Raw genomic sequence first — 14,678 nt, 5'->3', positions numbered from 1 at the left:
CATTCAGTCGCCTTTATTTGTTTACTTACACATTTATTCACAAGGCGGAGCCAAATGAATTAGCGCCAATCCACCTTGCGAGGTTTCACGGTACTTCTTATTCATATCTTTGCCTGTCTGATACATAGTATCGATGACTTTATCTAAAGAGATGAGACACTTACTGGTTCGCTTAAGCGCCATGCGCGAAGCATTGATTGCCTTCATTGCACCCATGGCATTGCGTTCGATACAAGGGACTTGAACCAAACCGCCGATAGGATCGCAGGTCATACCGAGTGAGTGCTCCATGGCAATCTCTGCCGCGATACACATTTGCTCGTTACTACCACCTCGTAGTGCGGTTAGCCCAGCCGCTGCCATGGATGATGATACGCCTACCTCACCTTGACAGCCCACTTCAGCACCGGAAATGGAGGCGTTGGTTTTGTAGAGGATACCGATGGCTCCGGAAACCGCTAAAAAGTCTTTGAGCTGTTTGGTATCAAGCTCTTTAATAAAACGATGGTAGTACATTAATACGGCTGGAATAACGCCCGCAGCTCCGTTTGTTGGAGAGGTGACCACTTGACCGCCCGCCGCATTCTCTTCACTTACGGCAAAGGCAAACAAGTTGATCCAATCCATAATTTCCATCGGATCATTTTCGATGGCGGCATTTGCTTCCAGCTTTTTCAGTAGATTAGGAGCACGACGGGTGACGTTTAGACCGCCATCCAAGATACCTTCAGTTTCGAAACCGCGCTCCATACAACGTAACATGACTCGCCAAATCTGCTCGGCTTTGGCGTTGATGCCTTCAAGATCTTTGAATGCCAGTTCATTGCGAAGCACCAAGCCGCCGAGGCTCATACCGTGTTCTTCTGCTAGCTCTAACATTTCGTCAGCGCTACTAAACGGGAATTCGACACTGACGTCTTCTTCGTCTTTACCGTTTTGCAATTCATATTCTGTGGCAATAAAGCCACCGCCGATGGAATAGTAAGTCTCAAAGCCAATGCGTTCACCTTGTTTATCGAATGCGGAAATGGTCATTCCGTTTTCGTGTAAAGGCAGATTGTCTTCATGAAACAGCATGTCTGTTTCGAAGTTAAACGGAATATGGTGAGTGCCTGAGAGAGGTAACACGCCATCTTCGATAGCATTTCTCATCGCTTGATTTGCGCTCGAAATCTTAATAGTGTCAGGTTTGTTGCCCAATAAGCCTAAAATAGTGGCACGATCAGTGTGGTGACCGATGCCTGTCAGTGAGAGTGAGCCGTATAAATCAACTTGAACTCGAACCACATTTTCTAGAGAGTCTGCGATCAACTTAGTGAACTGATAGCCAGCAATCATTGGACCATTAGTGTGAGAACTAGATGGGCCGACGCCAACCTTATAAATGTCGAAGATGGACAACATAACCTATTACCTTATTACAGCAGTACTGAACCAAGCCAGTCGGGGATATATATACAAATGACCACTGTGAACGCAGCGAAGGCAAATAGCCCGTAATGACTGGCTTTCGGTTTAGCGATCAAGTGCTTCTGTTTATGAATAAAGTCTAGCTGCTCGGGCGTTACTTCGCCCCATTTATAGCTAGCGGTCAATCCTACGACCAAAAATACCAATGTCCCTATTGGTGCAAACCACGGCCACGCGATGTTCATTCCTTTAGCAGCAAACACTACAACCATGCTAACAATACTTCCGAGAATAATGCCTTTTTCGTTGGCTTTCTTAGACGCTATTCCTAACACAAAAGAGCCTAGACGAATACCTACAAAAATTGAGGTCAGACTAGCGATCGTCTTTAATACGGATTCGTTGGATACCGCCAAAATTGCCGGTACGACCACCGAAGCTGCTGCAACTAAACTCATCTTTCTCGCGGTACTTTCATAATGAGCATCTTCAGCATCGGTTTTAATAAAGCGCTTATAAATATCAAATGTCGCTACGGTTGCCATTGAGTTGTAGGTTGAATCCAGTGTCGACATCGCTGCAGCTGCTAATGCTGAAATGATCAAACCGATAATAATTGGATTGGTGTGGTTGAACACAAAATCTAAGATGACTTCATTTTGGTTATCAAATACTTGACCATCGTAGAACAAGTTAAGAAGCACACCTAAAATGGAGAACAGTAGATAGATAAAAAACGCCCCGTAACCGCAAAGCAGCATCGACTTTTGGGCTGAATTAATGCACTTGGTTGCAAGAGTGCGCTGGATTATCAGTTGATTGGTGCCGTAGACGCTGAGATGCAGAAAGGCAACCGCGACTAGCCCTGCCCAAAGTGTAGTATCGACTCTTGGATCCATACTCAGGTTAATGACGTTGAGCATCTCAGGTGTCGATTTCACGCCGCTATCTATGTCGAAAATTAAAATAAAGAAAATAGCGATAGTACCAATAACTAGGATCAGCGACTGAAGCATGTCTGTCCATATGACCGTCGAGATACCGCCCGCATAGGTGTAGATAGCGGTAAATACGCTTATACACAAAATCGCTTGGGTAATGGTGATGGGTAAAACCTGGACCAAAATCAATGACACCGCATACAAAATCACACCTGCAGAGATACATTGCACCACAAGAAAAACGATTGAGTTGATGGTTCTGGCATAGATACCAAAACGCATTTCTAGATACTCATAGATAGAAGTCAGTTTGAGCTTGTAGAAGATAGGAACGAAAAACACCACGGTAAAAAAGATCACCAAAGGGTAGTTGAGGTGGATCGCCATCGCTTCCATCCCTGTTCCATAGACCCACCCTGGCATTCCAATGAAGGTCATTGCACTTATATAAGTCGCGAGAATGGAAACTCCCGCAGTAAACCAACCGAATTGACGTCCACCTGTCGAAAAGTCTCTACCCGTTTTCAGCTTCTTATTTACTAAGTAGCTGATAAATATGGTTGCTGTAATGTATAGGGCGATTACAACGAGGCTTGAGTACGTAACCATTATTGATTGTTCCAAAACATATTTTGCTTCAAATTCGAGTGGATTCTATCGTCATTGTAGGCGAATGATACAGTTCTGAGTCAATAAATGTGAGATTCATCGACTAAATTGACTATAAATACATCGAAATGGCGAATTTTTCACGTTTGTATGATCGTTGTCACCAAAATTCGCACAATGGGTGCGTATTCATTGGTTTTTGATATGGATCACGGATCTTTAAACCACAAAAAAAGTAAGATTCATCTCGCAGGACGGGGGCAGTCAAATAAAGTTTAGAAACACTGTGCTCGCCATTAAAAATACTATACCTAATTAAAATAAGGGTTTAACGGCTATGACCGCTAAAAAACACATGAGCGAAGTTCCAATGATCCAAAGGGTGGCTGCCTACTTAGCTATCTTGGTTGGTTACTTCTTTTACTGTTATAACTTTGTAATTATTGACTACGTACGCCCCTACATCGTTGAAGCGTACGACGGAATTAGCTTGTCGGATACGGCTCAGTTCTATACATGGCAGTCAGTTGGTGCCCTGATTGGTGCATTAAGCTGTGCTTGGTTCGCAACCAAGTTTGGTAAAAAGAACACCTTGATTGCTATTACGGCACTAAACGGTGGCGCAACCATCATCAATATGATGTTTACCGACTACGCAACATGGGCTGCAATGCGTTTCATCATCGGTCTATCGTTGCGTGGCTACTTCACGGTTGCTGTTTCATTGATGATTGGTCTATTCACTCCAACAGTGCGCGGTAAGTTGACTGCCTTTGCATCTTCTATGTTCTCTGTCGCTTTGATGGTAATGGGTGCGTATGCGGCATTTATCACAAGCATCGATGCTCCATGGCAAAGCCTCATGTGGGTTGGCGGTGTGCCACCACTAGCGGCAGCTGTGTTAATGCTCTTCGTTCTACCAAGTGATAAGAAAGTGATTGCTTATGGTGAAGAAGAGCAAGCGAAGGCTGAGGCTTCAGCAGACTCTAACGTGACAGCGAAGAAAGGTTCTTGGGGCGAGATGCTAAGTAAGCCTTACCGCACTATCACAATTACCTGTTTGCTACTTGCCGGCCTAAACTTCTACGGTTTCCAATTCTTTGGTGGTTTCGTAACGACTTATCTACGTGAAGTGCGCATGTTTGATGGTGCAACAATCGGTCTTATCTTCTCTATCTCAGCATTTGGCTCGCTATTCGGTGCTTGGTTCTGGGGTTGGGCAGCAGATAAGTACGGTCGTAAGGTGAACGCATTTGGTTTTATCCTAGCCGGTATCATGGTGTCAATCTTCTTCATCGCACCGGGTGACAAGGTCATTGGCGGCCTGAACATGCTCGCTATTCTTGGCTTGATTTATAACTTCGGTCTGTCTTCATCAGCAGTATGGGGTGGTTACTTCTCAGAGCTATTCCCAGCACACCTTCGCAGCTACGGTGCAGCATTGTTCCACGGCGGTCGTATCCTAGGTATGTGGGCACCAATGGTACTTATCTTTATCCAAGAGCGTACCGACCTTCAAACGGCAATGTGGGGTTCACCAATCGTATGGATCATCGCAGGTCTTCTATGGCTAACATTGCCTGAGACATTAAAAGGCGGCGTGTTCCATAAAGAGAAGAAAGTAGAAAAAGCGAGCGCTTAATCAAAGAGCCTAGTCTTTAACGAATCTTATTTTTTAACGAATTTAGTCGACGGGTAAATTCTCTCCGGTATCTGAAGATACCTGTCGACGACCTAACTTAATTACGAGTCCTGTTCCAACAATGACTCATCATTAATAAGAGAGATGATTATGTCTAAATATCAAGAAGCAAAACGCGTTGTACGTGATTACTTCGACGCAATGGAAAACGCAACGCACGAAAACGTTGCTGAAGTACTAAAAGCTCACACTTCAAAAGATTACCTATGGCGTGGTGTTTACCCATTCCGTGAGCAAGAAGGTGCGGAAGCTGCTGCAGAAGTTTTCTGGGCTCCTTTGATGAAATCTATGACTCGCATGCAACGTCGCCAAGATATTTTTATCGGCGGTGAGAACGAAGTAACGTCAGGTGAAATCTGGGTTATGAGCATGGGTCACTTCATGGGTCTATTCGATGCTGAATACCTAGGTATGCGTCCAACAGGCAAAATCATGAACATCCGTTACGCTGAATTCAACTGCGTAGAGAACGGTAAAATTACTAAAACAGGTCTTTTCCTAGACCTACTAGGTGTAATGGATCAAGCGGGTTGCTACCCACTTCCACCATCAACTGGCAAGCACTTTACTTACCCAGGTCCACGTAACCATGACGGTCTTCTATTCGAAGACGCTGCGCCAGAAGAGGGAGTTGCAACACTAGCACTAGTGAACAAGATGGTTGACGATTTATCGGCACTTAACGACAGCGGTGCTATGGGGTGCCCACCAGAAGTACTAGCGAAGAGCTGGTCTGAAGATATGATCTGGTACGGTCCATGTGGTATCGGCGCGTCTTACACAATTCCTCGTTACCAACAGCAGCACCAACTGCCGTTCCGTAATAACCTAAAAGACAAGAAGTTTAACGGCCACGTATGTCGTTTCGCAGAAGGTAGTTTCTCTTGCTTCTTCGGTTGGCCAAACCTATCAAACACGCCAATCGGTGGTTTCCTAGGTATGACTGGCGGTGAAGTTCGTGCGGACATGCAAGTCGTTGACGTTTACTACCGTGACGGCGACAAGCTATCTGAGAACTGGGTACTGATCGACCTACCTTACTGGCTAAAACAGCAAGGTCTAGACGTGTTCGAGCGTACTTCAAGTATCCTTAACCCTTCTCTATAAGAGCAATACATACGGCTTGAGCGTCCTCTCAACCTCAAGCCTGCTCTCAACCGATGCCACAGGGTGTGGCATCGTTTTTCCTGATTATTATTAACGGGCTGTTAGGCACGGAGGCTTTCTATTGCCTGTAAAGTAGGAAGCAAATGAAAAAGTCTGTATTAAGTGTACTAGTGCTAACTGCACTTACTTCTGCCTCTGCAATGGCCGCACACACTTTTACTAATGAAAATGGTGACTCTTTAACTATTGACGGTCGTTTTGAAGTTCGCTACCAAAACAAGGCACGTAATTTTGATGACAACGCTGGTGAGTATGAAGCTCGTACTGATGAGTTCAACAGCGGTAGCTCTCGTTTCGGTTTTAAAGGCGTTAAGCAACTTGAAAATGGTTGGCAAGGCTTTGGTCACGCAGAGTGGGGGTATAACTCTTCTTCGACTGCTAACGACATCTACAGTCGTCTTCTATACGCAGGTATAGAGCACGAAAAATGGGGTAAAATCGCTGCAGGTACTAAGCAGTGGAGTACTTTCTATGATGTGGCTTGGTACACCGACTTAGGTCGTACCTATGGTTCACGTGGTACTGGTTATTACAACCTAGCTGATTGGGGTATTGCATCAGGCACGGGTCGTGCAGAAAACTCCATCACTTATCGCAACAACTTGGGTAGAGACTGGAAATACGGCTTTACTTACCAAACAACACGTAACGATGTTGCTCTATCTGGCAATGCAACAGCAACATTGAAAAACGGTATGGGCGCTTCTACTTCTTACTCTTTTGAAAATGGTCTAACGCTTGGTTTGGCTTATCACCAGAATGAACTTACTGATATCAAGAATGCGTCAAACATCAATGATGGGGACATTCAACGTATCGCGTTGCTTGGTGCGAACTATTCACTAGGCGGTTTCTATGTTGGTGCGACATACAGCGAAGGCTCAAACTGGGAAGTAAACGACAACGCTGAGTTTTATGATTCGCGTGGCGCAGAACTTTACACCTACTACCACTTTGAAAATGGTCTTCGCCCAACTCTTAACGTTAACTATCTGACTAGCACAGATGACAATGGGAGTGGCTACGAGCGTCAAACCATCATTCCAGGTCTAGAATATCACTTTACAAAGAATACCTTCCTTCTTTGGGCTGAATACCAGTTTGACCAAGGTAATGATCAATACGTTCAAGACCACTATGATAACCGCGATAACCAATTCTCTGCGGGTATTCGTTACTACTTCTAGTGGTTTGTTCCCGCAACCTTCAGTAATTTGGGAACAGGTAATTGCTGGAGGTTGATGGGTACAACCCATTTTAGATGGTATTTAAGCACTAAAGCCTTACATTTAAACGATGTAAGGCTTTTCTATTTATGCATACGTACCAATTTATGCTACATTTAGCGCAACTGGCTAGATGAATTAAACAAAATCAATGAATATTCCAAAACAGACGGTCACGTCAAAAGATGTCGCTAAACTTGCAGGGGTCTCACAATCGACGGTATCTCGCGTCTTTGTTGAGGGAAGCTCTGTTTCAGAGAAGACCAAACAAAAGGTGTTTGAGGCAGCAAAAGCGCTCAACTACCGCCCCAATGCGTTCGCACGAAGTCTGACGACTAATCAGTCTAAACTTATCGGTCTAGTCTTCCCAGATGCGGATTATCCCATCCACATGAAAACGCTGCAGCTCATCAGTAGCGAGCTGCAAAAAATTGGTTACTCAGCAGTGCTAATACCGTGGCAAGTTGATGGTGAGAATCAACACTCGATTCCTAATATTTTCCAATATCGAGTAGACGGCGTCATTGCCGCATCCGCTACGTTCAACACAGCGCTTTATGAAGAGTGTGAAGAGTTTAATATTCCTATCGTGCAATACGCCCGTGTCGTCGAGGGAACTAAGAGTAGTTATGTGATCAGTGATAACTACTCTGCAGGGCAAATCGCCGCACAGCGCTTTGCGGATAGCAAGTTGTCTGACGTCGTTTATCTAACGGGTGAAGTTCCTACTTTTACGAACCAAGAGCGTGTCAATGGTTTTTGCGATGAGTTTAAATCGCTGACAGGTAAGAATCCAAGAGTCGTTGAAGCCAACTACGATTATGGTGGCGCGCTAGAAGAGATCCGTGCATTGCTGAAGAGTGGGGCAAAACCACAAGGTGTGTTCTGCGCGACAGACAATCTTGCCATGGCTTTCATGGACATCGCCCGTTTTGAGTTTGATTTGAAGATCCCGGAAGATGTTCAGGTGATTGGTTTTGATGATATTCCACAGGCTACTTGGCTAAGCTATGAGCTGTCGACCTTCCGCCAAGATTTTACACGTCTTGCGAGAGAGTCAGTAAAAATCATTTCAAATCAAATCAAAGAAAAGGACTCAAGTTTGGTTCGCTTGATGGTTCCCGTACGCTTTATTGAGCGAAATAGCACTAACTAACCTCTAATATCTCTAAACTGACTATAATAGGCGTGGTCAGACCTTATCATTTGAGTGAATTTGCCTACCCTTTGGATAGGTAAAACTTATTTTCTTTTTCTCTAGCACGCTGTTAACATTGCGTCCGCTAAACAATTGCCCCCATTGTCTAAGGAAAAAAGATGGTAATACCTGAAAACAGCAGCATCGTGATTTTTGGTGCTTCAGGCGACCTTACTTATCGTAAGTTGATCCCTGCACTTTACCATTTGTATGCTAGCGACCAGCTACCTAAATCTTTCGCAATTCTTGGTGTAAGCCGCACTCAATACAGCGACGAATCATACCGAGAAAAGCTAAAACACTCCCTTCAGGAGATGGAAAAAACAGAACCTGAAAAACTAGAAGCCTTCTGTAATCATCTTCACTATCAAGCCATTGATACTTCTGATACTCAAGACTACGCGAAACTGGCAACCCGCCTTGATGATGTTGCTGACCAATATGGTTTCGAGCAACGTAATACGCTTTTCTATTTGGCGACACCGCCAAGCCTTTATAGCATTATTCCTGCAAGTCTTGCTGCTCACGGTCTCAATGATGAAGCTGATGGCTGGAAGCGTTTGATCATCGAAAAACCATTTGGTTATGACCTAGCGTCTGCGCGTCAATTGGACAAAGAAATTCACGAGCATTTCCGAGAGCATCAAATCTATCGTATCGACCATTATCTGGGTAAAGAAACGGTACAAAACCTATTGGTTTTACGTTTCTCAAATGCCATGTTCGAGCCACTTTGGAATCACCAGTATGTCGACTATGTTGAGATCACAGGTGCCGAGTTCCTTGGTGTGGAAGAGCGCGGTGGTTACTATGATGGTTCTGGCGCGGTACGTGATATGTTCCAAAACCACTTATTGCAAGTGTTAGCAATGGTCGGTATGGAATCTCCAGCTCAAATTAACGCTGACGCTATTCGTAACGAAGTAGTTAAAGTGCTGCAGTGTTTGCGTCCTCTTTCTGATGAAGACCTGCGTAACAACCTTGTACTCGGGCAGTACACAGAATCTAACGTGCGTGGTCAATTCCTACCGAGCTATCGTAATGAGCATGGGGTTGCGGATGATTCTCGTACAGAGACCTACGTCGGCTTGAAGATGTTTATCGACAACTGGCGTTGGAACGGCGTTCCTTTTTATGTTCGCACAGGTAAACGATTGCCGACACGCGTGACGGAAGTGGTGATTCACTTTAAACAGACGCCTCACCCAGTGTTTGGTAAAGATGCACCAGAGAACAAATTGATCATCCGTATTCAGCCGGATGAGGGCATTCAAATGAGCTTTGGCTTGAAAGAGCCTGGGGCTGGTTTCAATGCGAAAGAAGTTAAGATGAACTTCCACTATGCTTCACTGCAAGAGACACAGATGCTTACAGCTTATGAACGTCTATTACTTGATGCACTAAACGGTGATGCTACGCTATTTGCTCGTAGCGACGCGGTTGAAGCATGTTGGGAGTTTGTTCAACCAATTTTGGACCACAAGCAAGACCCGCAATCCTTATTCGGTTATGCGTGTGGTACTTGGGGACCCCAAGAGTCAGATAACTTATTGCATAATGATGGTCGCGCGTGGCGCTTCCCATGTAAGAACCTGACGGATACGGATTACTGCGAACTGTAATCACAAATAATGTCGAGCTAGGAGAGCTGCACAACTTGGCTCGACGAAAAATTTCAAAGCAGCAAGTAAGTTGCCGAATTGATGGAGAGAACAATGAAAGGTGATATTGGTGTAATTGGTCTGGCCGTAATGGGTCAGAACCTTATCCTAAACATGAATGACCACGGCTTTAAAGTAGTGGCTCACAACCGTACTGCTGCAAAAGTTGACGAGTTCTTAGAAGGCCCAGCTAAAGGTACCAACATTGTTGGTGCATACTCGCTAGAAGAGCTTGTAGAGAAGCTAGAATCTCCACGTAAAGTGATGCTTATGGTACGTGCGGGTGACGTTGTTGATACATTCATCGACGCATTAGTCCCTCTTTTGGACAAAGGTGACATCATTATTGATGGTGGCAACACTAACTACCCAGATACTAACCGTCGCGTTGCAGCGCTACGTGAAAAAGGTATCCATTTCATTGGTACTGGCGTGTCTGGTGGTGAAGAAGGCGCTCGCTTTGGTCCTTCAATCATGCCAGGTGGTGCACCTGAAGCATGGGAAGCGGTGAAGCCAATTTTCCAAGGCATCTCAGCGAAAACGGATGCTGGCGAACCATGTTGTGATTGGGTTGGTAACGACGGCGCTGGTCACTTTGTTAAGATGGTTCATAATGGCATCGAATACGGTGACATGCAGCTTATTACCGAAGCTTATCAATTCATGAAAGACGGCCTAGGTATGTCTGCAGATGAAATGCAAGCGGTGTTTGCTGATTGGAACAAAACCGAACTAGACAGCTACCTAGTAGAAATTACTGCTGACATTCTTGGTTATAAAGACGAAGATGGCGAAGCACTAGTTGAAAAGATCCTAGATACGGCGGGTCAAAAAGGTACGGGTAAATGGACTGGTATCAATGCGCTAGATATGGGTATCCCACTAACGCTAATCACTGAGTCTGTATTCTCTCGTTGTCTGTCTGCATTGAAAGACCAGCGTGTTGAAGCTGAGAAGCTATTTGGTAAAACCATCACTCCAGTTGAAGGTGATAAGCAAGAGTGGGTTGATGCACTTCGTCAGGCGCTACTTGCATCGAAAATCATCTCTTATGCGCAAGGCTTTATGTTGATGCGTGAAGCATCAAACGAAAATGGTTGGGATCTTAACTACGGTAACGTTGCACTAATGTGGCGTGGTGGCTGTATCATCCGCAGCGCATTCCTTGGTAACATTCGTGACGCATTTGAATCAAACCCAGAAATTGCATTCCTAGGTTCTGATGCTTACTTCAAAGGCATCCTAGATAACTGCATGGGCGCGTGGCGTAAAGTTGCAGCTAAGTCTATGGAAGTGGGTATCCCAATGCCATGTATGACGTCTGCACTGACGTTCCTAGACGGTTACACAACGGCTCGTCTACCAGCGAACCTACTTCAAGCTCAACGTGACTACTTCGGTGCTCACACTTATGAGCGTATTGATCGTCCACGTGGTGAGTTCTTCCACACAAACTGGACGGGTACAGGCGGTAATACTGCTTCAACGACTTACGACGTGTAATTCGCTGTGAATGAAAAGGCCTCGCTAATTAGCGAGGCCTTTTTGTTTGGTGTGATTTAGAGTGATTTTGGCTCCGGTTTAATACCAAAGAAGAGGGCATAGAACAGAGGAATCACCACCAAGGTTAAAATGGTAGCAAACAGCAAGCCAAACATGATGGTGACTGCCATACTCTTGAAGAAAGGATCAACAAGTAGCGGAGCAACACCAAAGATGGTAGTGAGTGCACCAAGCAGAACCGGTCGTGCACGACTGGTTGCCGCATCAATAATCGCTTGGTAAGGCGGTTTACCTTGTGAGATCTCCACATCAGCTTGATCTACTAATACAATCGCATTTTTCACCATCATACCTATCAAGCTTAAGAAACCCAGAATTGCCATAAACTCAAATGGAGTCTGGAAGGCAATCAGACCAACGGTCACACCGACGACAGCCAATGGCGCCGTTAACCAAATCACGAGAGGTTGACGTATCGCGTTGAACATAAAAATGACCGATAAAATCATCACAGCAAACCCGTAAGGTGCAGAAATGACAAGGCCTTCTTGGCATCTTTGGAGGCTTTGTATTCACCGTACCAAATCAACTCATAACCCGGTGGCAATTCGATGGCTTCGATTTTGGTACGAATCTGATTGAACGCATCAGAGGTCAAGACGCCCGGAGCTGGGTCCGCTTGAACCAAAATAGTTGGCATTCTATCAATCCGGCGCAAAATCGCATCTTGCCATACCAAGTCTACCGAATCGACCAGATGACTAACTGCAATGAAACCGTTAACGTTTGAGGCATAAACCTCTGTATTCTCAACGGCTCGCTGGTGGTCACGTTCTGATTCTGGAGAGCGAACCACAATAGGAATTAGATCGTTTCCTTCACAGTAGACACCCACATTGCGGCCACTTAGCGTCTGAGCAATCGCTTGGTTAATTTCTTGAGTTGTTAAGCCAAAACGTTGCGCTTTTTCTGCCGAATAGACCGGACTCAACACCGGCACTTGCTGGCGCCAGTCGTCTTGAATTGCGATGAGGTTTCCGTCTTCAAGCATAATCGCCTTAGCTTGTTCGGCTAAAGAGCGGAGTACCTGACTATTTGGTCCCTTAAATCCAGCTTCGATTTTCTTACCGCCCCCGCGGCCTAGCATAAACTTCCAAACCTTAATCGACGCGTCTGGGTATTTCACGGACAGCTCGTCTTGCAGCTCTCCAAGTAATGGCGCGATTTTTTTATAGTCGTCAACATCGATTAATAACTGCCCATAACTACTGTTACGAGGCTCGGGAGAGTAGGTCAACATAAAGCGTAAACCGCCACCGCCAATGAAGCTGGTGATATTGGTCACACCGCTTTTTGCTTTCACATCATGTTCAATATTAGCGACCACACGCTCAGTGCGTGAGATATCTGAACCTTGGGGTAGATATACATCGACAACAAATTGCGGACGCTGTGAATCCGGCATGAAACCAGGAGGCACATATTTGAGGCTATATATCGCTACCACCATTATTGCCAGCAACATACCAAGACTTATCCAACGATGGCTTAGTACCCAATTGAGCGCCGCTTTATAGGTCGTCATAATGCGGCCGGGCTTAGCACCTTGTTTACTCGCTTTGACTTTTAAAAAGTCGAAACACAGCGTTGGCGTCACTGTCACAGCGAATACCCAACTCAATAGCATGGAATACAAGATAACCCAAAACAGTGACCCAGCGTATTCACCCATATCTGAAGGGGATAAGCCAATCGCACTAAACGCACAGATACCTACGACAGTGCCTCCTAGCAGTGGCCATTTTGTTGCTTCGACCACTTCAGAGACGATCGTTTCTTTATCTTGCTCTGGGTTGTTTTGCAGTCGTACCAAGATGCCGTCAGTAACCACAATGGCATTATCGACAAGCATACCTAGAGCAATAATCAGTGCTCCAAGAGAGATACGTTGCATGGCAATGTCATCGATAAACATGATACAAAGCGTCCCCGCAACCGTCAGCAATAGAACAAAGCCAATAATGACGCCAGAGCGCAGCCCCATGAAGACCAACAACACAACAAATACAATGACCACTGCAGCAATCAGGTTGTCGATGAAGTTCGCTACCGATGCGCGCACGGAATCCGACTGCATCGAGATCGTGTGTAGCTCCATACCAATTGGTCGCTGGCTATCAAGCTCTAGTAGTCTTGTTTTCACCGCGTCGCCCATATCAACAACGTTGCCGCCATTGACGTTAGAAATACCAAATCCGACCGCACGCTGGCCGTTATAGCGCATAAGCATACTCGACGGCTCTTGATAGCCCCGAGTTACCGTTGCAATGTCGCCAAGTTGCATAACAGCATTATTTTGCCCAATGCCCAATGCCCAATGCCCAATGCCCACTTGCAGATTGCGCAAGTCATCAAACGAATGAATGTTTGAGCGTGGAATCACTGGGATGCGCATGTCTTTCGTCTCGATAGCGCCAGCAACAGTGACTAAATTCTGCTTCTGCAGTACTTGAAACACTTGCTCGGCAGAGAGGCCAAATTTAGCCAGGCGTTCACCTGACACTTCAACAAATATGGTCTCTTTACGCTCTGCCAAGGTTGCGGTTTTTGCAACCCCAGCAACCAGCACGAGCTCTCGTCGCAGTTGTTCGACATAGTCTTGTAGCTGTTTATCGGTGTAGCCTTCCCCGGTGACAGCAAAGAACAGAGCATACACGTCTGAGAAGTCGTCATTAACCATAGACGCCCCTGAACCTGGTGGCAGCAAGCGCTGTGCGTCGCTGACTTTTCGTCTCAGTTTGTCCCAGACTTGCTGCAGTTCAGCGCTGCTGTTAGCGAACTCAAGTTTAATTTCAACGGTTACTTCAGACATGCCTTGCTTTGAGACGGACTTGACTTCCTTCAACTCTTGCAGAGTTTGTACTGCGCCTTCAATCACATCCGTGACTTCATCGGCAACTTCCTGAGCGGTCGCGCCAGGGTAGGAGGTATTAATCACCGCCTGACGAATGACGAACTCAGGATCTTCAAAGCGACCTAACTTTAGGTAGCTAACCTGAACTCGGGATAAAAAAGAAGGGAACTAAAAGCTGGTTCTGCGATCAGATCTTTCGACCAAGAGAGACTTATCACAAGGAACCAGCTATGCACAAATTAGTGGACTTATTTTGCCATGTCGATGACTTTTGTCAGGCTTTTCTACCCCAGTGGCAAAAACTTCAGCTTGAGAGCGGCGTACGGAAGCGTAATCGCAAAGGCCGA

Annotated in this window: 8 protein-coding genes and 2 pseudogenes; 7 read left to right on the top strand and 3 right to left on the bottom strand. The window is 45.6% G+C overall.

Going from position 1 to position 14,678, the window contains the following annotated elements; all coding sequences use genetic code 11:
• Positions 1–33: 33 nt before the first annotated feature.
• Together VTH8203_RS13085 and VTH8203_RS13080 are read right to left on the bottom strand one after the other, a co-directional pair.
• Positions 34–1,404: an L-serine ammonia-lyase gene (locus tag VTH8203_RS13085; protein ID WP_096994074.1), complete on the bottom strand. Its 1,371-nt coding sequence runs from the start codon at positions 1,402–1,404 to the stop codon at positions 34–36.
• A 14-nt stretch (positions 1,405–1,418) separates the two neighbouring features.
• A complete protein-coding gene (locus tag VTH8203_RS13080) occupies positions 1,419–2,960 on the bottom strand; it encodes a sodium:solute symporter family transporter (protein WP_096994073.1) in 1,542 nt (513 codons plus the stop codon).
• A 337-nt stretch (positions 2,961–3,297) separates the two neighbouring features.
• On the opposite strand from VTH8203_RS13080, the gene VTH8203_RS13075 reads away from it, so the two are divergent.
• The 6 genes from VTH8203_RS13075 to gnd all read left to right on the top strand — a co-directional run bounded on the left by VTH8203_RS13075 (position 3,298) and on the right by gnd (position 11,417).
• On the top strand, positions 3,298–4,602 hold the full coding sequence (locus tag VTH8203_RS13075; RefSeq protein WP_096994072.1) for an MFS transporter: 1,305 nt from the start codon (positions 3,298–3,300) through the stop codon (positions 4,600–4,602).
• Between the two features lie 150 nt (positions 4,603–4,752).
• Positions 4,753–5,769 carry a nuclear transport factor 2 family protein gene (locus VTH8203_RS13070; protein WP_006073842.1) on the top strand — a complete coding sequence of 339 codons (1,017 nt, stop codon included), beginning with the start codon at positions 4,753–4,755 and terminating at the stop codon, positions 5,767–5,769.
• Positions 5,770–5,912: 143 nt separating this feature from the next.
• Complete coding sequence (locus VTH8203_RS13065; protein ID WP_096994071.1) at positions 5,913–7,016, top strand: porin; 1,104 nt, start codon at positions 5,913–5,915, stop codon at positions 7,014–7,016.
• Positions 7,017–7,206: 190 nt separating this feature from the next.
• Positions 7,207–8,211, top strand: a complete 1,005-nt coding sequence (locus tag VTH8203_RS13060; RefSeq protein WP_096994070.1) for a LacI family DNA-binding transcriptional regulator — start codon at positions 7,207–7,209, stop codon at positions 8,209–8,211.
• A gap of 161 nt (positions 8,212–8,372) precedes the next feature.
• On the top strand, positions 8,373–9,875 hold the full coding sequence (zwf, locus tag VTH8203_RS13055; protein ID WP_096994069.1) for a glucose-6-phosphate dehydrogenase: 1,503 nt from the start codon (positions 8,373–8,375) through the stop codon (positions 9,873–9,875).
• 93 nt (positions 9,876–9,968) lie between these two features.
• On the top strand, positions 9,969–11,417 hold the full coding sequence (gene gnd, locus VTH8203_RS13050) for a decarboxylating NADP(+)-dependent phosphogluconate dehydrogenase (protein WP_096994068.1): 1,449 nt from the start codon (positions 9,969–9,971) through the stop codon (positions 11,415–11,417).
• A 56-nt stretch (positions 11,418–11,473) separates the two neighbouring features.
• On the opposite strand, the pseudogene VTH8203_RS13045 reads toward gnd, so the two are convergent.
• Positions 11,474–14,415 (bottom strand): annotated as a pseudogene (locus VTH8203_RS13045) (efflux RND transporter permease subunit).
• Positions 14,416–14,561: 146 nt separating this feature from the next.
• Between VTH8203_RS13045 and VTH8203_RS25700 the strand changes: the two are divergent.
• Positions 14,562–14,678, top strand: a pseudogene (locus VTH8203_RS25700) (IS982 family transposase); the annotation flags it as partial.

Source organism: Vibrio thalassae, assembly GCF_900089835.1.
Lineage (GTDB): Bacteria > Pseudomonadota > Gammaproteobacteria > Enterobacterales > Vibrionaceae > Vibrio > Vibrio thalassae.
The sequence above is the reverse complement of the archived record's forward strand: the minus strand, read 5'-3'. Positions and strand labels throughout refer to the sequence as shown.